At 42.6% G+C, this 21,006-nt stretch carries 19 protein-coding genes, 1 tRNA gene and 1 other annotated feature; of the genes, 6 read left to right on the top strand and 14 right to left on the bottom strand.

The window, feature by feature from the left end:
* The first annotated feature begins 25 nt into the window (after window positions 1-25).
* Complete coding sequence (locus DW015_RS06120) at window positions 26-1,780, top strand: adenine deaminase C-terminal domain-containing protein (protein WP_117904904.1); 1,755 nt, start codon at window positions 26-28, stop codon at window positions 1,778-1,780.
* A complete protein-coding gene (locus tag DW015_RS06125; protein ID WP_117904906.1) occupies window positions 1,770-3,140 on the top strand; it encodes an MATE family efflux transporter in 1,371 nt (456 codons plus the stop codon). The genes DW015_RS06120 and DW015_RS06125 overlap by 11 nt, the downstream gene beginning before the upstream one ends.
* Before the next feature lie 378 nt (window positions 3,141-3,518).
* Here DW015_RS06125 and DW015_RS06130 read toward each other — a convergent pair whose 3' ends face one another.
* The 5 genes from DW015_RS06130 to DW015_RS06150 all read right to left on the bottom strand — a co-directional run bounded on the left by DW015_RS06130 (window position 3,519) and on the right by DW015_RS06150 (window position 11,302).
* Complete coding sequence (locus DW015_RS06130; protein WP_117904908.1) at window positions 3,519-4,757, bottom strand: Wadjet anti-phage system protein JetD domain-containing protein; 1,239 nt, start codon at window positions 4,755-4,757, stop codon at window positions 3,519-3,521.
* Complete coding sequence (locus DW015_RS06135) at window positions 4,732-8,124, bottom strand: SbcC/MukB-like Walker B domain-containing protein (RefSeq protein WP_117904910.1); 3,393 nt, start codon at window positions 8,122-8,124, stop codon at window positions 4,732-4,734. Before DW015_RS06135 ends, DW015_RS06130 begins: the two co-directional genes overlap by 26 nt.
* Complete coding sequence (locus tag DW015_RS06140) at window positions 8,093-8,728, bottom strand: DUF4194 domain-containing protein (RefSeq protein ID WP_117904912.1); 636 nt, start codon at window positions 8,726-8,728, stop codon at window positions 8,093-8,095. The genes DW015_RS06135 and DW015_RS06140 overlap by 32 nt, the downstream gene beginning before the upstream one ends.
* Window positions 8,725-10,122: a Wadjet anti-phage system protein JetA family protein gene (locus DW015_RS06145; protein ID WP_117904914.1), complete on the bottom strand. Its 1,398-nt coding sequence runs from the start codon at window positions 10,120-10,122 to the stop codon at window positions 8,725-8,727. The genes DW015_RS06140 and DW015_RS06145 overlap by 4 nt, the downstream gene beginning before the upstream one ends.
* Before the next feature lie 505 nt (window positions 10,123-10,627).
* A complete protein-coding gene (locus DW015_RS06150; RefSeq protein ID WP_117904916.1) occupies window positions 10,628-11,302 on the bottom strand; it encodes a restriction endonuclease in 675 nt (224 codons plus the stop codon).
* Window positions 11,303-11,640: 338 nt separating this feature from the next.
* Here DW015_RS06150 and DW015_RS06155 point away from each other — a divergent pair, with 338 nt between their 5' ends.
* Together DW015_RS06155 and DW015_RS06160 are read left to right on the top strand one after the other, a co-directional pair.
* Window positions 11,641-12,069 carry a helix-turn-helix transcriptional regulator gene (locus DW015_RS06155; RefSeq protein ID WP_117904917.1) on the top strand — a complete coding sequence of 143 codons (429 nt, stop codon included), beginning with the start codon at window positions 11,641-11,643 and terminating at the stop codon, window positions 12,067-12,069.
* A gap of 1 nt (window position 12,070) precedes the next feature.
* A complete protein-coding gene (locus DW015_RS06160; protein ID WP_181979860.1) occupies window positions 12,071-12,715 on the top strand; it encodes a site-specific integrase in 645 nt (214 codons plus the stop codon).
* 133 nt (window positions 12,716-12,848) lie between these two features.
* Here DW015_RS06160 and DW015_RS06165 read toward each other — a convergent pair.
* A tRNA-Leu gene (locus DW015_RS06165) sits at window positions 12,849-12,932 on the bottom strand.
* A gap of 233 nt (window positions 12,933-13,165) precedes the next feature.
* On the opposite strand from DW015_RS06165, the gene DW015_RS06170 reads away from it, so the two are divergent.
* Together DW015_RS06170 and DW015_RS06175 are read left to right on the top strand one after the other, a co-directional pair.
* Window positions 13,166-13,789, top strand: a complete 624-nt coding sequence (locus DW015_RS06170) for a TetR/AcrR family transcriptional regulator (protein WP_207659359.1) — start codon at window positions 13,166-13,168, stop codon at window positions 13,787-13,789.
* Window positions 13,790-13,792: 3 nt separating this feature from the next.
* Window positions 13,793-14,302: a hypothetical protein gene (locus DW015_RS06175; protein WP_117904923.1), complete on the top strand. Its 510-nt coding sequence runs from the start codon at window positions 13,793-13,795 to the stop codon at window positions 14,300-14,302.
* A gap of 211 nt (window positions 14,303-14,513) precedes the next feature.
* Here DW015_RS06175 and rplL read toward each other — a convergent pair whose 3' ends face one another.
* The 8 genes from rplL to atpF all read right to left on the bottom strand — a co-directional run bounded on the left by rplL (window position 14,514) and on the right by atpF (window position 20,990).
* Window positions 14,514-14,885 carry a 50S ribosomal protein L7/L12 gene (gene rplL / locus DW015_RS06180; RefSeq protein WP_022288201.1) on the bottom strand — a complete coding sequence of 124 codons (372 nt, stop codon included), beginning with the start codon at window positions 14,883-14,885 and terminating at the stop codon, window positions 14,514-14,516.
* Between the two features lie 66 nt (window positions 14,886-14,951).
* A complete protein-coding gene (rplJ, locus tag DW015_RS06185) occupies window positions 14,952-15,461 on the bottom strand; it encodes a 50S ribosomal protein L10 (RefSeq protein WP_022288200.1) in 510 nt (169 codons plus the stop codon).
* Between the two features lie 41 nt (window positions 15,462-15,502).
* Window positions 15,503-15,636, bottom strand: a sequence feature (ribosomal protein L10 leader region).
* Between the two features lie 64 nt (window positions 15,637-15,700).
* Window positions 15,701-16,126 (bottom strand): F0F1 ATP synthase subunit epsilon, encoded by a 426-nt coding sequence (locus DW015_RS06190; RefSeq protein WP_117865184.1) that lies wholly within the window; start codon window positions 16,124-16,126, stop codon window positions 15,701-15,703.
* A gap of 27 nt (window positions 16,127-16,153) precedes the next feature.
* A complete protein-coding gene (gene atpD, locus DW015_RS06195) occupies window positions 16,154-17,548 on the bottom strand; it encodes a F0F1 ATP synthase subunit beta (protein WP_022288198.1) in 1,395 nt (464 codons plus the stop codon).
* Window positions 17,549-17,576: 28 nt separating this feature from the next.
* A complete protein-coding gene (atpG, locus tag DW015_RS06200) occupies window positions 17,577-18,461 on the bottom strand; it encodes an ATP synthase F1 subunit gamma (RefSeq protein ID WP_038672510.1) in 885 nt (294 codons plus the stop codon).
* A gap of 29 nt (window positions 18,462-18,490) precedes the next feature.
* The gene (gene atpA, locus DW015_RS06205; protein ID WP_337399820.1) at window positions 18,491-20,005 is read right to left on the bottom strand and encodes a F0F1 ATP synthase subunit alpha; all 1,515 of its coding nucleotides are present in this window, start codon (window positions 20,003-20,005) and stop codon (window positions 18,491-18,493) included.
* Window positions 20,002-20,508: an ATP synthase F1 subunit delta gene (atpH, locus tag DW015_RS06210; RefSeq protein WP_038672505.1), complete on the bottom strand. Its 507-nt coding sequence runs from the start codon at window positions 20,506-20,508 to the stop codon at window positions 20,002-20,004. Before atpH ends, atpA begins: the two co-directional genes overlap by 4 nt.
* Window positions 20,505-20,990, bottom strand: a complete 486-nt coding sequence (gene atpF, locus DW015_RS06215) for a F0F1 ATP synthase subunit B (protein WP_046441676.1) — start codon at window positions 20,988-20,990, stop codon at window positions 20,505-20,507. Before atpF ends, atpH begins: the two co-directional genes overlap by 4 nt.
* Window positions 20,991-21,006 lie beyond the last annotated feature (16 nt).

The following is a 21,006-nucleotide window of genomic DNA, read 5'->3' on the forward strand; positions in this document are numbered from 1 at the left end:
TATTTGTATCTGAAAGAGGCAGCTTATGAATGATCGGCAGCTAAAGGAACTTATACTGGCGGCTAAGGGTAAGCTGCCTTTTGATATTTATTTTTACAACGCAAGGATAGTTGACGTTTACAGAGAGCGGATAATAGACAGCGGCTCGTTGGGGGTAAAAAACGGCATTATCGCCGCAGTTTGCCCTGACTTTGAGCCTAGAGCAACAGAGTTTATTGATTGCAGAGGAATGTATCTTGCGCCTTCTTTTATCGACGCTCATATGCACATAGAGTCCTCAAAGCTCACGCCTTTTGCATACTGCGAGGGCGCAGTGCCACACGGAACGGGCTGTGTATTCTTTGACCCTATGCAGATGTCGAATACTCTTGGTCTTAAGGGCATAAAAGCTATATGCGAAATGCTTGGGGAAATGCCCATAGAAAGCTTTTTGCAGCTTTCTTCGCAGTATCTTTCCACCCTGAAAACGCAGGATGATATCACCAATGTTATCAAAGAGTGCAGGGCGAAAACTGTGGGGGAGATAAGCGGCGCTGTGGTCGGGAATGATGAGATAATAAAGCTTCTCGGTGCGGCAAAAAGGGCAGGTGTAAAGGTGAACGGTCACTGTCCGTCAATGGGATTTCGTGACGTTCAGCAGGCGGCTTGCGCCGGGCTTTGTGACGACCATGAGTGCGAAAGCATAAGCGACCTTGAGCAGCGGCTAGCCTGCGGAATGGCGGTGTTGGTAAGAGAGGGAACTATAGAGCCGAACTGCCGAACTCTTTGCGAGGGGATAGTAAAAAATCATATCCCTACGGACGATATAATGTTCTGCACTGATGACAAGTCTGCGGAGGATATAAAGGAAAACGGCTGTATAGATAATGCTCTGCGCATTGCAGTGAAATGCGGTATTTCCCCTGTGTCAGCGATAAAAATGGCAACTCTCAATGCCGCACGGCATTATGGTGTTGACGATATCATAGGCTCGGTGGCTCCCTCAAGAAAGGCGAATTTTCTGCTTATGGATAGCCTTGAAAATATGACAGTGAAAAAGGTCTATCACCAGGGCAGGCTTGTGGCTGAAAACGGCGAGTTTCTTTGCAGGTATGAGTTTGATATAACTTGCTATCCTGAGCTTAAAAACACTGTGATATTGCCCAGAGGGCTTGACAGCCATTCTTTTGAGATAAAAGCAGGCTTTGAGAGGGGCTATGTTACTGCAAATGCAATTGAAATGCCCGAGGGTGGCATAGTCACAAGGCTTGTAAAAGGCAGGCTTGAAGTCAGCAACGGCATTGTATGCGGTGATACAAAAGCCGATATTCTGCCCATATTCGTTGTGGAGCGTTTCGGCAGGAGTGGTGAGATAGGCAGTGGCTTTATAAAATGTCTTGGCATTAAAAGGGGAGCTGTTGCCGCAAGCTTTGCTCAGGAGAGCAATAATGTCGTTGTATCGGGCGTTGACCCTGCGGATATGCTTTGCGCTGTGAAAGCTGTTGAAGCGAACGGCGGCGGTGCGGCTATGGCTATTGACGGCAAGGTGGCAGGGCTTTACTCCCTTCCAGTGGCAGGCATACTAAGCGGTGAGAACATCGCAGGCGAGATAAAGGCACAGAAAGCTTTCAGAGAAGCCCTTGCCCTCACAGGGGGAAACATACAGCGTATGACGGCAGTGCTTACAGTGTCGCTGTGTCAGACTATCCCAGAGGTGGGGTTGACGGAAAAAGGACTTTTTGACGTAACCCAGCAAAGATACATACCCACATTCACAGGCGGTGAAGAATTTGAAGAATAAGCCGGAAAATGTAATAATGACAGAGGGCGACCCTAAGAAAATAATATTCCGATTTGCACAGCCTCTTATATTTGCAAACCTTTTTCAGCAGCTTTACAACACCATGGACACCATAATAGTGGGCAAGATAAATGGTGACGAAGCTCTTGCGGCGGTGGGAGTTTCCTTTGCAGTGACAATGGTCATGATAGCCGTTGCAACTGGTACGGGCATAGGAACATCGGTGCTTATAGCGAAATACTGCGGTGCCGGGAACAAGTCAAAGGTCAAGACGTGCATTTCCACTGTGCTGATATTTTCACTTATGGTCGCAGCGTTGATAGCGGTGCTTGGGGTGGTGCTTAGTATGCCGCTTTTAAGACTTCTGAAAACGCCGCAGAATATCATAAATGACGCTGCTGACTATCTGCGGATATATTCCTTAGGTATGCCGTTTATGTTTCTTTACAACGTGCAAGCGTCGGTATTTAGTGCCCTTGGCAACTCAAAGACGCCTTTTCATCTGCTTGTGATGTCCTCTTTGCTGAACATAGGGCTTGACCTTTTGTTTGTAGGGGGATTTTCCATGGGCGTATCAGGTGCGGCATGGGCGACTTTCATTGCTCAGGGAGTATCGGCAGTGATATCGTTTCTGCTTCTTACTGACAAGGTATACAGAAAAGACCATGAAAGAGCAGAGTTCAGCTTCTTTTCGGGGGCAGTGTTAAAAGAGATGTCGTCCTATGCGGCAGTATCGGTGATACAGCAGTCAGTGGTGTCGGTGGGAATGTTAATAGTGCAGTCTGCCGTCAATCCCTTTGGCTCGGACGTGCTTGCAGGGTACACGGCGGCTTCAAAGATAGACTCCTTTGCGATAATGCCGTTCATAGCTTGCGGAAATGCGGTATCCACCTACACAGCACAAAATCTTGGGGCAGGCAAAAAAGAGCGTATCAGAGAGGGCTACAAGGCGAGCGTGCTGTTATGCGCAGGCATAGCGGTGATAGAATTTGCAGTGATAATGCTTCTCAGACGGCGATTCCTGGGCTTTTTTATGGACTTGTCAAGCTCCTCAGCTTCCGCCATAGAAACAGGCATGGGCTACATGACAGACCTTGCGTTTTGTTATATAATAATGGGAATAAATTCAAGCTTCAACGGAATGTTAAGGGGGCTTGGGTGTTTGAAGCTGTTTTTATCCGGAAGCATAATAAATCTCACGTTCCGAATTATTTTCACCTACGCTCTGGTATCGGTCATAGGCGTATCGGCAGTATGGCTGTCAATGCCGGCAGGCTGGGTTCTGAGTTTTATTTACGGGAGAGTGGGGTATAGGATCATGTGCAAGAAGAAAGATAGTGCAGGGATAAGCGATATATGATAGGTAAAGCATCAGCTTCCGAGCAGTTGTCAGCGACTGTTCGGAAGCTGTTTTTATTGTAAAACAAAAAACTCGCAAACCCTCGTAGATAAAGGATTTGCAAGCTTTCTAACTTGGTGCGGCAAACGGGACTTGAATCATACAAATGTTCTTATGTGACTTTTTGCCAATTCTGCAAATGCCCTATTTTAAGGCATTTCAAAGCAAGTTAAGCAAAGCGGATTAACACAGCTTTTAGTATCTTTTAGGGGTAATAAGGCCCAAAGTTATGGACGTGTTCCGTTGATATCAGAGCCGATCTCTTGTGAGGTCAGCTCTGTGTTTTTTACATATTAGTACTATATGATCTAGTATCTGTCATGCACAGAACTTTCAGTTCTATACCAAAACCGGGTTATCGTCAAGCAAAAAGCATTCTTGCTCTACGGTCCCCTTTCTTTTAGCGATCATGTTTATCACATCATAAAAGCACTCATAATCAGGGTCGGTAAGCAACTGAAGCGTTTTATGAATATACTTATCGTTTCTTCCCAACAGCTTCTCGGAATGAGAAGAAAATGCTTCAGTATCCATATTTAATGGCTTGAGAGCAGGGACAATATTATCCCGAAGCCTGACAAACATTCTGAAACCGCCGTAATCAATATCTGCCCAAAAGAAAACAGGGATATCGTTTTTCTCGGCTACATCAGCTATAAAACGGAAAAATACTCCGTGTGCCGGGCTGTAGAATCCGCCATGAAATATGACCAATTCGTCAGAGAGTTTCGAGTTAAGGCAATATTCTGAGTAATTGGTTTTGTTCTCGATAAACAAGATTCTTGAAATACGGCTGTCAAGTGTTATGTATCTGATATCCTTCATGCTGTCACTTGTTATACATGAGCCGCTTCTGATAGGTGAATAATCTACCTCTCCATCTGCAAAACCTATGGTCATATCCCCGCAGAATTCAAATATCTCAGGCATCATAATAATACCGATCTGTGCAAGGATCTCTCTTTCTGAAAGCTCGTCCATAGCTTCAAGCTCAGGCTCATTTTTTGATGCTATATCAACGATATATTTTTTTATGCTTTTTTCAAAAAACTTAGAGTCAGCAAACAAGCGTATACTGAATGCCCGCATAGAGATACTGCTGATAAGCCTGTCTATCTCATCAAGTGCTTTGAGAATATTCCTAACAAGCATTATATCGCTCTGCCACTTTTCTATCGGCTTCGATCTTTCAGTGATCTCACTGATCTGTCTGCTGAGATAATCAGCGATCCACGCAGTATTTATTCGTTCAAGATACTCACCAAACAATGCAGCAAGCTCATTGGCAGCAGAATAAGTGCTTTTTCTTCCGATAAACGCATACGCTTCGTCTGCCTTATCAATATTGAGCCAGACGTTTTTCACTACATACCCCTTGCGCTCCCAATCGTAAAAGATCAGATCTTTCTCAGACAGCTCTGTGACCGCATTAAGAAATTGCTTTTTCTGCTCAGGGTCGGTAATGTCCAGATAATTTGACCTTGTACAGTCGATCATTATTCGCCGCTTGAATTCAGTCTGAGTGCTCTTTTCATATTTATCTAGCAGGTCGTTAAGTATCCGTTTGCGATGATCCATAACTGTCACTCATTTCTTTTGTCCATTTTATAATGCTTGATCTATATCCGTTTTTGCCCATCTCTTTGTTGACAAGAAGCGTAGAATCTACTATTGGAGCAATATTGGCTGCTTTATCAGAAGGCGCACAAATTATAGCCTGCAGTTTAAAATACTTTAACAGCTTAATGCTCTCTCTGCTCCTTTCACTGTCCATATTGCTAAATGCCTCATCAAATATGACCAGTCTGAAAGTATTGCCTGTTTCCTTATTGTCGTTCACCTTGTAAAGCTGTGCAAAGGAAGCAAGCACAGCAATATAAAACGGAGTTTGAGTTTCACCGCCTGAGTTGGTGGACATTGATTTGGACAGCTTGACTGTTGTGCCGTTTATATCCGTTGAATAAAGATCAAAAGATAGATATGTTGTATACTTGCTGAACATTTCGATGTTTCTGGCTGCATTCTCACGGTCATTGTCCGAAAGGCATATTATCTGAGAAAAAAGACTATCGAGTGTGCTCTGATATTTGTTTGTGAATTCATAAGAAAACAAAGTATTGTCACCATTCATCAGCAAGTCGGACGTTATCATATCATAATACTCTCTGTATTCCGGTGCAGGCTCGACTTTAAAATGATAAGTATCATTTCCAAAGCGTGCATTTTTCAAAGCTCTGTTCAATTCATCAATACGGTCTATTGCATCGTTTATATTACGCTGCAGCTTATAGAGAAAATCACTTTTGAACTGTGCCATAGCGTCCTCTTTTGCCTTTTTTATCTCTTCACGATATTTCGGAAGCTCTGTGTCCTTGATCTTCACGTATTCATTTTCGTAATCATTATTATTGAATGGATCGCTGAATGAGAATGATATGTTCTGAACTCTATTATACTCGCTTCTGAGATTTATAACATCTTCACACTTATCCTTAAGTAATGTCTCTGTTTGCTTCAATGGCGACTCGAATCCATTTGCTACAGCCTGAGGCGTACCACGCTTTTTCAGTTCGGCATCATAATATCCCGACTTTATGGAACTGATATACTCTTCATCATACCGTTCATTTATCCGCTCTTTACACCGCTTTATCTCCTGTTTTATTGCAGGTATTTTTTGCGTAATAGTCCGTTCCTTTTCATTTTTATAATCGCTTATGAACTTAGCTGTTTCCTCTTTATCCTTATAAGCAGCTTTTATTTCAATATCTTTATCCTCAATTTTATTATTCATTTCTGTTATCCAGAAAAGGTCAAGGCTCTCATATAACTGATGCAGCTTATTAAGCTCTGTGTGGTCATTTGCTCTCCTTTCATTAATGTCAAAAATGCCCTTGACGGTAGATGAAATATACTCATCAGACAAAAACCAGTCCTGCTCTATGATAGGTTTTAGTGCTGTTTCTATCGAACTAAGGTCTGCTATTTTGGCTATTATAGCTTCAAGATCTCTCCTTTTTATTGCGATCTGTTTCTCAAGAGAATCCCTTCCTATATAGGGGCTTGAATATGCATTTTTATTCAGAGAACCTACAGAAAATCCGCTGTATATCATACATTCTCTTGTTACAGATCTTTTATGTTCCCTTATCTTTTTATCATCATAGCATCTTGTAACTGAGCCCATAAGGTATTCCGCATAGGCTTTGGCATATATGTTGTCAGAAGAAACGACATCGGAAAGACTGTCCTGTACTATGTTTCTGTTAGCCTTTAATACCTTGTCACAGTCAACTATCCTGTACTCATATGCACCTATTTCGTGCCGCTTTTCCTTGTAGATATTATAGGCATCTCTGAAATATTCAGGCTCGATTATCAGATTCATTCTCTGAGTGTTCAGATAGCCCTCCACAGCGTTGTGCCACTCATCGTCACTAACATCTATCAGATCTGCAAAGAAATCAACATTAACGGTATGACCATACTTTTTATATAAACCGTATGCAACAGCATCTTTAAAAGCCTGTGCCTTTTCAGGATACTGCATTATCCCACTTTCAAGCTTTTCTATCACAGCTTCAAGTTCCTGTCTATCCTGCCTGACTTTGATCAATTTCCCGGCCGTTTCAGCCCACACAGGGGAAGCATACCTCTTTATACTGTTGTACTGACTGCTGATGTCCCTAAAGAAGCCAACTGAATGATCACCTATATTGTCCTCTCTGATGTTTTCAAGTCTGTTAATGCTTTCGCACAGTCTGCTGCATAGCTCGTCAAATTCCTGTGTAGCCACCGCTGCCTGAGCCGAGCATATTATGTCTAACCATTTTTCACAGTTTCTTCTGACAGACAGCACAAATGAACCTATCTTATTGTCTGCTTCCTTAAGTGCAGTTTCATAGCGTTTAATGTCTTCCTCCAACCGGTCAACGTTGTTTTCAAGACGATATTTGTTTCTCTCGTGTTCAAGTTCCTTTTTATCCTGCTCCAGCTTAGTTATAATCCTTTCAAGTGCCCTGTATCTTTCAGAAAATTCTTGTATATCCTTATCATACTGCTCTGACTCGGCTTCTGCATTCTTCAGCTCTGATTCAGCCGTTTCGTATGCTGCATAATCAATCAGGAACTGCTGACGTTTTTTCTGATCAAAAAACCTCTTTACTTCAGAAAATGCATTTCTTATCTGTTCGAGTGCTTCCAGCTTTTTTTCAAATACCTTTGCAAGCTCCTCTTGTCTCATATAATAGGAGATGTTTTCCTGCATAGCGGCAATATCAATATCGTTTTCATCATCCGTATCGCAGACGTTTTCTGTGATGAATTTTTCTATATCATTGATCGGCTCGAATGATATAGCTTTTTTTAGCATAGAAAACATTTTTCTGTCATGCACGTTCAGCTTTGAGAGGACAAGCTCCTGATAAGTCTGTATAGTTCCCGTTATCTGATACCTTTGCGGATAGTTCTTTTTGAAATACTCCGCCAACTCCACTGTGTCCATCGCATATCCACCGCTTATAAACTGTTCGTTAGGCAAACGACCTCTCAGATAAAAGAATCTCTTTTTTATATCAGAACCGTCGGAATATACGTCAAACACAGCACCAAAACAGAAATACTCATCTTTTATATTATCATAGCATTCAACAACTAAATAAGAAGTAAAATTTTTACCGCCTCTTATGCTTTTTATTCCGTTCTCAACATCTTCACCCATCGAGCCTATAAGATAGCTCTTTAGTGTTCTTTCGGATTTCTTGCTGGCAGCACGGTTAAACGCTGAGCTTCTGGTCTCACCCATAAGCACAACCTGAAGAGCATCAATAACTGTTGACTTTCCTGCTGTATTAGCACCTGTCAGAAAGTTTATATCTCCAAGATCAACGATCTGCTTTGAGAAATAATGCCAATTAATCAACAGCAACCTGTTCAACTTCTTCATCCTCTTGCTCCTTTTCAACCTTTATTTTTTCACATATATTTTTGCACTTTTCATTAGATACAGCAAACAGAATTGAGGGTAATATCACTATTTTACAATCCATATCCGAAAAGCTCTCTCCAAGTTTATAGATCAGATTATGCTCCTCAAAAGTTCCAAAGCTCTGCTTTAATTCCTTTTGCGAAGGTTTTTTCTTAATGATCGAAAAATCATTTACTATTTTATTTAATACCTCTGATACGGTGACAACAACATTGTTGTTTGAACTTGCTGCTACACGTTTTTCTTCAAAGATGATCCGCAGAGCCAGAAGTATAACTGTGCTCAGCTTGTCCAGCCTCAATTTGTTTGATGCTGATTCATTATATGTATAAATAACGCCATGTTCCTTGTTTCGGTATATCTTCCAGCCAATAAGGCTGAAAATTTCGTAAAACAATTCAAAATGCCTGTCGATAAACAAATATGTTTTTGATATTCTGTTCTTATTATCTTCTCTCAGGATATATGTAGACGAAAGGAGATAATTAGCTGTTTGAGTAAATTCAGCCTTTTCTTTATCATACATATTTGCAATTGTCTGTAAACTATCCTCAAAGCTCATGATCTCACCTCTTTTCTGAATATGATATCCGGTATTTCATATCTGCCTTTTTTTACGCTGCTTTCATCTATCTCTATTGTATATCCGCTTTCTCTGTCCCCTGCATAAGCAACAGCCAACATGGTCATTATATATGCCTCATCATCGGCAACATCTACCTCCGTTGATCTGACCTCCAATCTCCCGTCAAAAAGCTTTTCAACATAAGCCTGAACATTTCTTTGGCTGTATTTACTATTGAGCAGCTTTATAGCAGCAGCCCTTGCTTTTACACTAAGCTCCTCGCTCTCGTCTTCTATCTTTACATCATATACACGTTCGTGACGCACAGCCTTCTTTCGGTCATACAAGCTTTCCTCTGACAAATAACCCAGCTCATATAATTCAAAGGAATCCTGTATCATTTCAAGAACAGCCTCAGCAGTTTCCTCTTCTGAAATAGCTTTCATTACAGAGATAAGATTACCCTTTACAGACTGATCTGAGTTCAACAGATAGTCTATCTTCTGTGTAGTGGCTCTTGTGTATGCCCTGTTCTTCTGATCTATTACATTTATATAATCTCTCTCAAGATGCTCGTATGTATCAATGATATAGTATATCTTTTTTTGGATATCTTCATGACATTGCTCGACAGAATCATATTTACCATTATGAAAAGAAAAATCAGCAAGAGCATTCAGCAGATCATCGTCTACAAGCCAGCTTTTTAAAAAGATCTCGATAGGGCGTTTATATTTTGGAACCGAATCACGAATTTTCAAAGGACGAAGTATTTTTTCGGCTATCTCCTGTCTGAACCTATCATAGTGCAGATTCAGCACAGTATTTACATTGATAAGATCAAGCAGCTGCTGATTGTATGCAGTAATACCGTGATAGACCGATTTCAGATTTTTCACAAGCTGCTCAGTCCTGACAACACTGTCACACAGAGCAGCATATACCTCAAAAGGTTCTCTGTTTTCATTTGCAGTTTTCAGAGATGAATAGGTGGAGTAAACATAAGTAAAGCTTTCCTGCTCGGAGATATGCGTAATGTCAAAAAGGGTCTGTATGATCTTTATACTGTAATTTGGAAGGGTAACATAATCAATAAAATCACTTTCGGTCTCAATGGTTATCCAGCCGTTTGTTTTTAGCTTCCGTACAATAAAATGTGCTCGTCCGGAAAGAGAATATTCGTTTTCGAGCAGAGCCTCATCAGAAAGATCTGCAGAAATGATCTCATTCTCAAGAGCAGCTATAAGCATTGAGACTAACGCGTCCTTTGAGATCTGAAGATGCGTCTTGAACGCATCAAGCAGGACAAAAAGCGAATTTACATAGAGCCTTTTATTTTTTGACACAAGCACAGAAAACAAATATTCCGGCACAATTTCATACAGATCCATTTACAAGCTCCTAACAGTTACTATATTTTACGTCTATCCCTTTTCCTCACCAAACCACTCATTCATCCGCTGGTCATTTCACCGCTGCCTCCTGCGATTGAAGCTAAAGCAGAATCCATAAAGATACAGCTGCAACTGAACTGGATTCGCATTGTGATAAGTTCCGATGATAAACGCCTTTGAATTTAAGATGAACATATGCAACGTTGCAAGTTCCGTGTGGAAAGCGAAACCAAAAACAGTTTGCGGCATCTCTCTTCGGAGCGATACCTTGCAGAGAAATCAACGGTACTTATACGCTGTCAGTATCATTCGACCTTTGGTCAGCCTGTGCATAAAACTGATATGTAGGATAGCTCTTTAAGGCTTGTACTTTGGTTGTGGTATAAGTCATCAGGTTGCCCTCCTTGGTTGGAATGGGTGGGGTGGTGGAATTTTGATGATACAGTTATCTGAAATGTTATTGAGATAAATCAGAATATATCTATACACGTTATTGATCTAATCAACTAAGCACTTCACATAGTTCGCTCCAGTATTTTCCGCTATTAATTTTTTTACATTTCTCGTACTTTAATTCTATCAACTTGATTAGTCTTTCCCTGTCAATTAGTAATACATCATTAGCTAATGCAAGTGAAACAGCATTTTCTGTAAATCTACTATTTGTAATAACCATGCATTTATTTGTGTGATAGATTTTTTTACTACCAACTACCTCTTGAATTGCTTCTATTCTAACAGGATTATCTTTGAGCCTTTTACATTGAACGCTTACTTTCACTTTGTTACAATGATTAATTATAATATCTGCACCATAATCACCACTTTTTCTAGTTTTTGAATAATTTGATTTAGGTAGCACATCAGATATTTCTAATAACATAATACAGTATTCTTCAAATGCTGTTCCAGACATCTTGTCTATTTTACATAATTCATCATTTATATATTGCTGTTTTATCTTTCCATATCCATCTAAGAGATTATCAACTTTAACACTAATTGTCAGATCTTCAATAAATACATTTTCAGCTTTTCCTATCATATCTCTATTTCTAATAATAAAGCTTTGATATTCTTCTGCTTCTTTTAATGTGTCAAAAACTTTTCCGTAAAGTTTTCTTTTAGCCCAAATACGAACCCTATAGTGTCCACTTGGTAATTTCGCTATACTCATTTTATGCGTCGTAACCTCCTTAATATCCAGACACTTTACTTATCCTTTTATTAAAATATAGAGCAAATCATCTCGACAAATTCCGATTAATCATTATAAAAACAATATACCATTTTATTATATATTATACCACATATTTAGTTATATTTCAACAGAAAACGACAAATAATATCAAGAAAATTGTTTCAAAGCAACAGTAAATTGGTTTTGTCAATATCACTTGACACATTTTATACGAACAAGAATTATGAAGCGAGAAAGATATGATCATAGAAGAGCTTTCTTCGTGCTGACGGAGGCAGTCCACCGTTGAGCGGTGCAGAGAATACACCCCACGAGTGTATGAAAAGCTCGGTCACTTGCGTATAGACCGCATAACCCCACGAGAGATAGACGGCTTTATAGCTTGGCTTGGTAAACAGCACGTTGAAAAGACCGCAAATGCAGCTTTCAAAGGCGATTTAAAAGCCGTACTCAGCCGCAAGAGTATGACACAGAAAAGCCTTGCAGAGCAAGCAGGCGTAAGCTCACAGACCATTAAATCAGCCGCAGAGAGCAAGCTTATAAAGTGGGAGAACGCCGAAAAGATATCCGCAGCATTGGGAGAGCCTTGTCAAAAGCTCTTTGATAAGCGTACAGACGATAAAATGCTTTCGCCAAAGACTATAAAGAATTATGTTTCGTTCGTGTCGAGTGTGTTTGACTATGCCGTGCATATCAAGGCTATCAAGGAAAACCCTTGCAAAAATGCCGCAGGCGGAGCATAAAATGTTCACCATAGACGAGGCTAAACGCTTTCTTGATATACTCGATCGTGACGATACGCCAATAAAATACAAAGCTTTCTTTCAGCTTGCTATGTTTGGCGGCTTTCGCAGGGGTGAGATACTCGGTCTTGAGTGGAAAGATATAGACTTTGACACGGGCATTGTGCATATCCGCAGAACTGTTCACTATTCAAAAGAGCGTGGCTATTATGACACAGAGCCAAAGAGCCGCAAGTCTGTAAGAGCCTTGACCCTGCCCAGCGGCGTGATATTCACAGTAAAGCAGTTGAGAAACGAACAGCTTTCACAGCGTTTAAAGCTTGGTGACAAATGGCACAGCACGAGCAGGCTTTTCACCACTTGGGACGGACACCAAATGCACGGAGCAACGCCGTTCAGTTGGTTAACAAAGACCTGTGAGCAATACGGCTTGCCAAAGGTCAATCTTCATTCGTTCAGACACTTAAACGCAAGCTTGCTCATAAGCTCAGGCGTTGACGTCAAGACAGTTCAAAGCGTTCTCGGACACTCGCAGGCAAGCACCACCCTTGACATATACGCAGCCGCCTTTCAAGACAGAGAGGCACAAGCTCTCGGAGTTGTGGCGGATATCCTCACGGGGGAGAATAGGCGTAAGGCGGAATAAAAAAAGAGCAAGCCAAAGCCTGCTCCTTAAATTTTTATCACAGTAACACCCAAACAACACCCAAACGCAAAATCTACATAAAACAAAAAGCTTGCAAACCCTCGTAAATAAAGGATTTGCAGGCTTTCTAACTTGGTGCGGCAAACGGGACTTGAACCCGTACGTCAAGGACACACGCCCCTCAAACGTGCCTGTCTGCCAATTCCAGCACTGCCGCATTTGCTATTCTTTTCGCTGAACTCTTTCGTTTTGTTCGTGTTCCGTGTCATTCAGCTTAATTATTATAGCATTTATTTTCCTCGTTGTCAAGGCTTTTTTTCAGAAAATATAGAATATTCATAAAATGCATGACACATATTTATTTGTATATAATCAAGCTATGCCCTTGACAAATTAGTTAGTTAGTGCTAATATGTAAATGACGATTTAATCAAAAAGTCATTTAACCATGTGAAGAAAGCAGATGAAAAAATGCCGCAGATATTTACGCCCGAGAAAAAAACGGAAATAAAAGCCCAGCTTTTGAAAGAGGGCAGGGAAATGATGCTGGAAAGAGGCATAACAGGTATGAATATCGAGGAGCTTGCCGCCTCTGCCGGTATCGCAAAGGGTACGTTTTATAACTTCTTTCCCTCAAAACAACGGTTCATAATCGAGATCTATAACGACTATACCGACGAAAGATTGGACGCTTTGAAAGCTGCCGCAGAACTGAAAAAAGGTAAGCTGTCGGTAAATGAAATGTTGCAGTGGTATATGACCCTCTATAAACAACAGGAAAACCCTATGTTCCACATAAGCCGCAGGGATATGAAGTGGATAAGAGAGAAAATACCGTCTGAGGAGCTGTTCCGCCCCGAAAAAGAAGTCGAGGTGGGCAAAGCTATCCTGTCAATGCTGGAAAATGTCAGAGAGGGTATCGACTACCGTGTGCTGGCAAACTTCCCGAAAATGATAGAATATGCGGTGGAAAACAAAGACTCTATGCACCAAGAAGTGCTTGAAGAGAATTTTAAAATGATAGTTTGGCTCATGAAAGCCTATGTGACTGGCGAGCCTAGTATGGAGGTATAAAAAATGGTACTAAAAATCACGATCGAAACTCTTATTGTTACACTTATCTATCAGGGCTTTATGCTCATATTGTTCCATTTGAACGGTGCTCTCTTTATGATAAGCGACTATCCGCCGAAAATTCAGGAAAGAGTCGAGCAACTCGGTCTTATGCCTGATAAAAAGGAAATGAAACGCAAGGGCAGAAGGAATGACCTTCTTGGCACACTTGTGATGTTCGTTCTCTTCATTATCCCTATATTCGTTATCAACGGCGAAAGATCGTTTTGGCCTGCATTTTGGCAAAGCTACATATTCTTTAATGCTATCTCGTGGACAGATGCGATCTTCATCGACTGCTGTTGGTTCTGCCATTCAAAGAAGTTTTGGATGATAAAGGGTACTGAGGATATGACCGACGCCTATAAGGATTACTGGTTTCACCTGAAATTCGCTGTCATTGGTATCGTAGGTCTTGCTATCCCGGCTGCAATGATAGGCGGTATTACTGTCTTAATGGGCAAAATATTCTAAGCCAAAGCATATCACGCAAGTGTGTAAATAAATGTAGGGGCGAACAGTGTTCGCCCACATGGTTTGTACAGATCCAAACATCACCGTCCGCCGAAATGGGACGTCGAGGACGCCGTCCCCTACATGAAAAAAACGCATCAACATTCAGAAATTTAGCAACAAAAAAAGGACTTCATTACGAAGTCCTTTAATTATTTGTGCAAACTCAGAATTACTTGAGCTCAACAGAAGCGCCGGCAGCCTCAAGCTTTGTCTTGATCTCCTCAGCGTCAGCCTTTGAAGCACCTTCCTTGATTGCCTTAGGAGCGCTCTCAACGAGTTCCTTAGACTCCTTAAGACCAAGACCTGTGATCTCCTTAACAGCCTTGATAACAGCCATCTTAGCATCGCCGAATGAAGTCAGAACTACGTCGAACTCTGTCTTCTCCTCAGCAGCAGCGCCAGCAGCACCGGCAGCTGGAGCAGCAGCAACAGCAGCTGTTACACCGAATTCTTCCTGGATAGCGTCAACAAGCTCTGAAAGCTCAAGAACGGAAAGTTTCTTGATCTCTTCTACAAAATTCATAATCTTCTCTGAAGCCATGATAAAAATCTCCTTTTTATTAAATAATTTTTCGGGTCAAAGCCCATTCGTTAAGCGGCATATAAATTATGCAGCCTCGTTGTCCTTGTCCACAACAGCCTGAAGTGTTGCGGCAAGCTTCTGGATAGGACCCTGAAGGGAACCAACCAGCTGTGCGAGCAGAGTTTCTCTTGAAGGGATCTTCGAGAGAGCCTTAACGCCTGCCTCGTCGTAAACGTCCTCGCCGATGTAACCGGCCTTGAGGAAGAACTTTTCGTCCTTGCAGTCCTCAGCAAACTTACCGAGTATTCTTGCAGGAGCTGTCTGGTCGTCGTTAGAGATAGCGATAGCTGTTGTACCCTCGAGTACGTTTGTGATACCGTCAAGACCAGCTTCCTTAAGAGCAAATCTCAGGATAGTGTTCTTCTCAACGAAATAACTTACGCCAGCCTCTCTCAGCTCTTTTCTGAGCTTTGTATCCTCTTCAACAGTGATACCCTTGTAATCAACGAGTACGCCTGCAGCAGAGTTCTTGAGCATTTCAACGAGCTGTGCAACTCTTTCCTTCTTAGCGGACAATGTCTTTTCGCTTGGCATTTCAATTTCACCTCTTTGAACTAATTTACGCAAACCGTAAACTAACAAAAGAAAAATCCCTTTCGTCGCAAGACAAAAGAGATACAAAGTCATAATTACTTTGCTATTCCTTTCCTCGGCTGGACTTCCGCAGTTTCCTGCTGCCAACTGTCTTTAGATACGAATGCTCTAATATTATAACAGACCCCTGACATTTTGTCAAGAGCCTGTTATACTTTTAATGTAAACTTTTTGTGAACTTAAATATTTATCTTATGCTTTGTATACTTGCTTGATATCTTAAGTCTTGCCACAGCCTTGTTAAGAGCCGCCTGCGTGTGATAATATTCCGAAATGCTCTGTTTTTGCCTGAGCTTCTCCTCAGCTCTCTCCTTAGCGGCTTCGGCACGCTTTTCGTCTATCTCCTCAGGACGTTCCACAGTGTCCGCAAGAAGCGTCACATATGACGGCATTATCTCCACAAAACCATCGCTTACCACCGCATAGTGCCACTGGTCGCCCGTTCTGAAACGCAGCTCACCTGCGTTAAGACAGGTTATCATGGGCTGATGATTAGGCAGTATTCCGAAAGAGCCGTCCTGACCCGGAAATATAAGCTCGTCACATTCTCCCGAATAGAAAACGTGGTCGCTGGCAAGTATTTCAAGCTTGAATGTCTTTACCATTTCAGCTTCTCCTTTCGGTGAGGGTCATCACTCGTTTTCAAGCTGTTTAGCCTTTTCGATAACATCGTCGATAGTGCCTGCGTTAAGGAATGCAGCCTCCGGATATTCGTCCATTTCGCCGTCGATTATCTTCTTGAAGCCTCTGATAGTTTCTTTCAGCGGAACATACTTGCCCTCTATGCCTGTGAAGTTCTCTGCAACATGGAAAGGCTGTGAAAGGAATTTCTGTATCTTTCTTGCTCTGTAAACAGCCGTCTTGTCGGCGTCATCAAGTTCCTCCATACCGAGGATAGAAATGATATCCTGAAGTTCCTTGTACTTCTGCAAAAGCTCCTGAGTCTTTCTTGCAACTTCGTAATGCTCCTGACCTACTACGTCAGGTTCAAGTATCCTTGAAGTAGACTCCAGTGGGTCAACAGCAGGGTAGATGCCCTGCTCAACTATCTTTCTTGAAAGCACCGTTGTTGCGTCAAGATGTGAGAACGTGATAGCAGGGGCTGGGTCTGTCAGGTCGTCCGCAGGGACGTATACAGCCTGAACAGATGTGATAGAGCCTTGCTTTGTTGAGGCGATACGCTCCTGCAAAGCGCCCATTTCATTCGCAAGGGTAGGCTGATAACCAACGGCTGACGGCATTCTGCCCAGCAGTGCCGATACCTCAGAGCCTGCCTGAACAAATCTGAATATGTTGTCTATGAAAAGCAGTACGTCCTGATGTTCCTTATCTCTGAAATACTCAGCCATTGTAAGTCCTGTCTGAGCAACTCTCATTCTTGATCCTGGTGGCTCGTTCATCTGACCGAACACTAGGGCTGTCTTTTTGATAACGCCTGAGTCTGTCATTTCGTGCCATAGGTCATTGCCCTCTCTTGAACGTTCACCAACGCCTGTGAATATGGAATATCCGCCATGCTCTGTGGCAACGTTTGTGATAAGCTCCTGAATAAGTACAGTTTTACCAACGCCTGCACCGCCGAACAGACCTATTTTACCGCCCTTTGCATATGGTGCAAGAAGGTCTATTACCTTTATGCCTGTTTCAAGGATCTCTGTTGCAGGCTTCTGATCTTCAAATTTTGGCGGCTCTCTGTGTATCTCCCAGTAGTCGTCAGCCTTGACAGGCTCGCCGCCGTCAATGCTCTCACCAAGGACATTGAACATTCTTCCAAGGGTAGCGTCGCCTACAGGAACTTTTATGCAAGCGCCTGTGGCAGTGACCTCCATATCCTTTTCAAGTCCGTCGCTTGAAGCAAGCATGATAGCTCTGACAGTGTTGTTGCCAAGCTGCTGAGCCACTTCCATGACCTTTGTCTTGCCGTCAAGCTGTACAGTAAGAGCGTCCTTTATCATAGGTAGCTTGCCGTTTTCAAATTCAACGTCAACGACAGGTCCCATTATTTCAACGATCTTTCCTTTTTCCATTTTAATCTCAACACCTTTCCCGAAAGCCTTAACTCTCGTCCTTTTGAGCATTTGCTCCGCTGACGATCTCGGTTATCTCCTGTGTGATAGCCGCCTGTCTTGCTCGGTTATACTGCAATGACAGCTCCTTTATCATCTCCGAAGCACTTGTGGTAGCACCGCTCATGGCGGTCATTCTGGCATTCTGCTCACTAGAGAACGCCTCTACCAAAACGCCGAATATAAGACCTTTCATGTAGTTCGGCACAAGATGATCCATTACCTTTTCAGGACTTGGTCTGAACGTCACGATATCGTGATCCTGCTTTTGCAGAGGGTGTTCAAAGTCCTCACGCTCCAGCGGAAAAAGCTTGAGCATCTCAGGCTCCATATCCATGGAATTTATCATCTTGGTGTAAATAACATAAACCTCGTCAAGATATTTTCTCTCAAAAAGATCTGTGACAGTTTCGGCGATCGCCCTCGCCCTGTAAAGGGTAGGATTTTGAGCCGTGTAAAGGAACTCAGCGTCGATGGTCACGTTCTTCCTTGAAAAATAATGTCTTCCGATCTGTCCCACAACGAAAAGGCAGGTGTTCTTGTGCTTAGCCATTTCCTGCTCTGCAAGCTTTAAAACGTTGTGGTTATAAGCTCCTGCCAGACCCTTGTCGGCTGTTACCACTATGTAGCCTATCATTTTGTCCTCAGGCTTTTTCTCCTCACGCTGGTCAAAATATTTGTGCTCGAACTCAGGTGTGTGGAGCAGTATGTGGTGAATGGTAGATTGGAGCTTTTCAAAGTAAGGCTCGGTGTTTTCAAGCCTTTTCTTGGCTTTTTTCAGATTTGAGGAAGAGATAAGGTACATAGCGTTTGTGATCTTCATGATCTCGCTTACGCTTGCGATCCTTTCTCTTATCTCTCTCATTCCTGCCATGCCTTATGCCTCCTTTCGGTGCAGAGCCTTTATCTGCCCTGCTTAAATTCCTTTGCGGCAGCAACTATCTTTGCGTCAAGCTCGTCTGTCATGACCTTTTTGTCGTTTATCTCGGCAATGATATCGCTGTGATTTGCCTCAAAGTAGGAAAGCATATCGAGAGTGAATTTTCTTATCTCCTTAACAGGCACGTCAAGCAAAAGCTTGTGCTGTGCGCAGCAGAGGATAATAACCTCCTCGTGCATTGAATAAGGGTGATAAAGCGGCTGTTTAAGTATCTCAACGAGCCTGTGACCATGGTCGAGAAGCTCCTGCGTTGTCTTATCAAGCTCAGAGCTGAACTGTGTGAACACTTCCATTTCTCTGAACTGTGCAAGGTCGATACGCAGATTGCCTGATACTTTCTTTACTATCTTGGTCTGTGCCGCACCGCCTACACGGGATACTGAAAGACCAACGTTTACAGCAGGTCTTACGCCTGAGAAGAACAGCTCTGTTTCAAGGAAGATCTGTCCGTCTGTGATAGAAATAACGTTTGTAGGGATATATGCGGAAACGTCGCCCGCCTGTGTTTCGATTATAGGCAGGGCAGTGATAGAACCGCCGCCGTGAGCGTCGTCAAGTCTGCATGAACGCTCCAGCAGTCTTGAATGAAGATAGAATACATCTCCAGGATAAGCCTCACGTCCCGGAGAACGTTTCAGAAGCAGGCTCATTGCTCTGTATGCAACTGCGTGCTTTGAAAGGTCGTCGTATACTATAAGAACGTCCTTGCCCTTATCCATGAAATATTCAGCCATTGCTGTGCCTGCGTATGGGCATATGTACTGCAAAGGCGCAAGGTCGCTGGCCATAGCTGTTACAACTATGGTGTAATCCATAGCACCATGCTTTTTAAGATCCTCAACGAACTTTGCGACTGTGGAAGCTTTTTGTCCGATAGCCACATATACGCATATCATATCCTTGCCCTTTTGGTTAAGAATGGTATCAAGAGCAATGGAAGTTTTACCTGTCTGACGGTCGCCTATGATAAGCTCACGCTGACCTCTGCCGATAGGGAACATTGAGTCAATAGAAAGTATACCTGTTTCCAGCGGCACTGTAACAGACTTTCTGTCGCAAACGCCTGCGGCTTCACGCTCGATAGGGTAGTAGTCGTCATACTCTATCTCGCCCATGCCGTCGATAGGAGCGCCCAGAGCGTCAACAACTCTGCCCAGAAGCTTTTCGCCAACGCCGACGCCTGCCCTTTTCTTTGTTCTGACTACCTTTGAACCTTCTGTAAGACCATGGTCAGAGCCAAGAAGAACGCAGCCGAGAGTTTTTCTCTCCACATTCTGAACTATTCCTTTAACGCCTGTTTCAAATTCAACAAGCTCACCATACATTGCATGATTAAGACCGTAAATATTTACGATACCGTCATTTATGGATATTATCCTGCCTGTTTCGTTGACCTGAGTTTTCGCCTCAAAGTCAGCTATCTCACTTTTAAGCACCGAGATAATATCGCTTCTGCTTGAACCTGCCAAGCCGTTCACCTCCCTGATATCCTGTTCTGCAAAGCCTTTATCATACCCTGAACGCTCTTGTCATACTCGACCCCGTTCACTTCAAGACGATAGCCGCCCATGAGGGCTTCGTCGGTATTCACTTCCAGCAGAACATCGCTCACGCCGTATTTCTTTTTCAGCGTTTCTTTTATTTTATCCGTCTGTGCCTTTTCAGGCGGGCAGACGCAGTAAAGCTCAGCTTTAAGTATATTTTTGCTTTTGAGGACCTCATCATCGTATGCGTCAAAAATGTCCATGATGTTATCCATGTGACCCCACTGACACATGACCTTGAGAAAGTTTCTCATGTCCTCAGGAAAAAGCCTGTCTATAACTTTCTCCTTTTCCTTTATTTCCACAGCAGGGCTTGCAAGAGCGTCCTTAAGCTCGTCACAGCTTTCAAAAAGCTCTCTTGAAGCCTTTACGCTCTCAGCCTTTGGCGAAAGCTCAAAAAGCACTCTGCCGCAGACTTCCTCGGGATAAAAGATCATTTGGCAGCACCTACCTCGGAGAGAAATTCATCAACAGTTTCTCTGTCGGAGTCGCCTCCCACATTTTTCTTAATGACCTTAGCAGCCGCCAGTATAGCAAGGTCTGCGATCTGGTATTTTGCGTCGTCCATAGCCTTTTCCTTTTCGTTTGCAATGGACTTTTCAGCTTCTTTCATTATCTTAGCAGACTCGGCTCTTGCATTTTCAAGCATAAGGTCGCATTCTCTGCCTGCCTGTGCTTTAGCCTTGTTTGTTATCTCAACAGCCTGACTGTGTGCGTCGGCTATCTCAGCTTCATAGTCAGCTTTTATTTTTTCAGCGTCCGCCTTAGCCTGTGCCGCACCGTCAAGGTCGCTTTGTATCTTTGCAGACCTCTCGTCCATCATTTTGCACACGGGCTTGAAAAGAAACTTTTTAAGGAGCAGATACAGTACCAGCAGATTTATTATTACCCATACCAAACTTATATCAAGACTTATCATAGCTATGCTCCTTTCA

The organism is Ruminococcus sp. AF37-20, assembly GCF_003460465.1.
Classification (GTDB): Bacteria; Bacillota; Clostridia; order Oscillospirales; family Ruminococcaceae; genus Hominimerdicola; species Hominimerdicola aceti.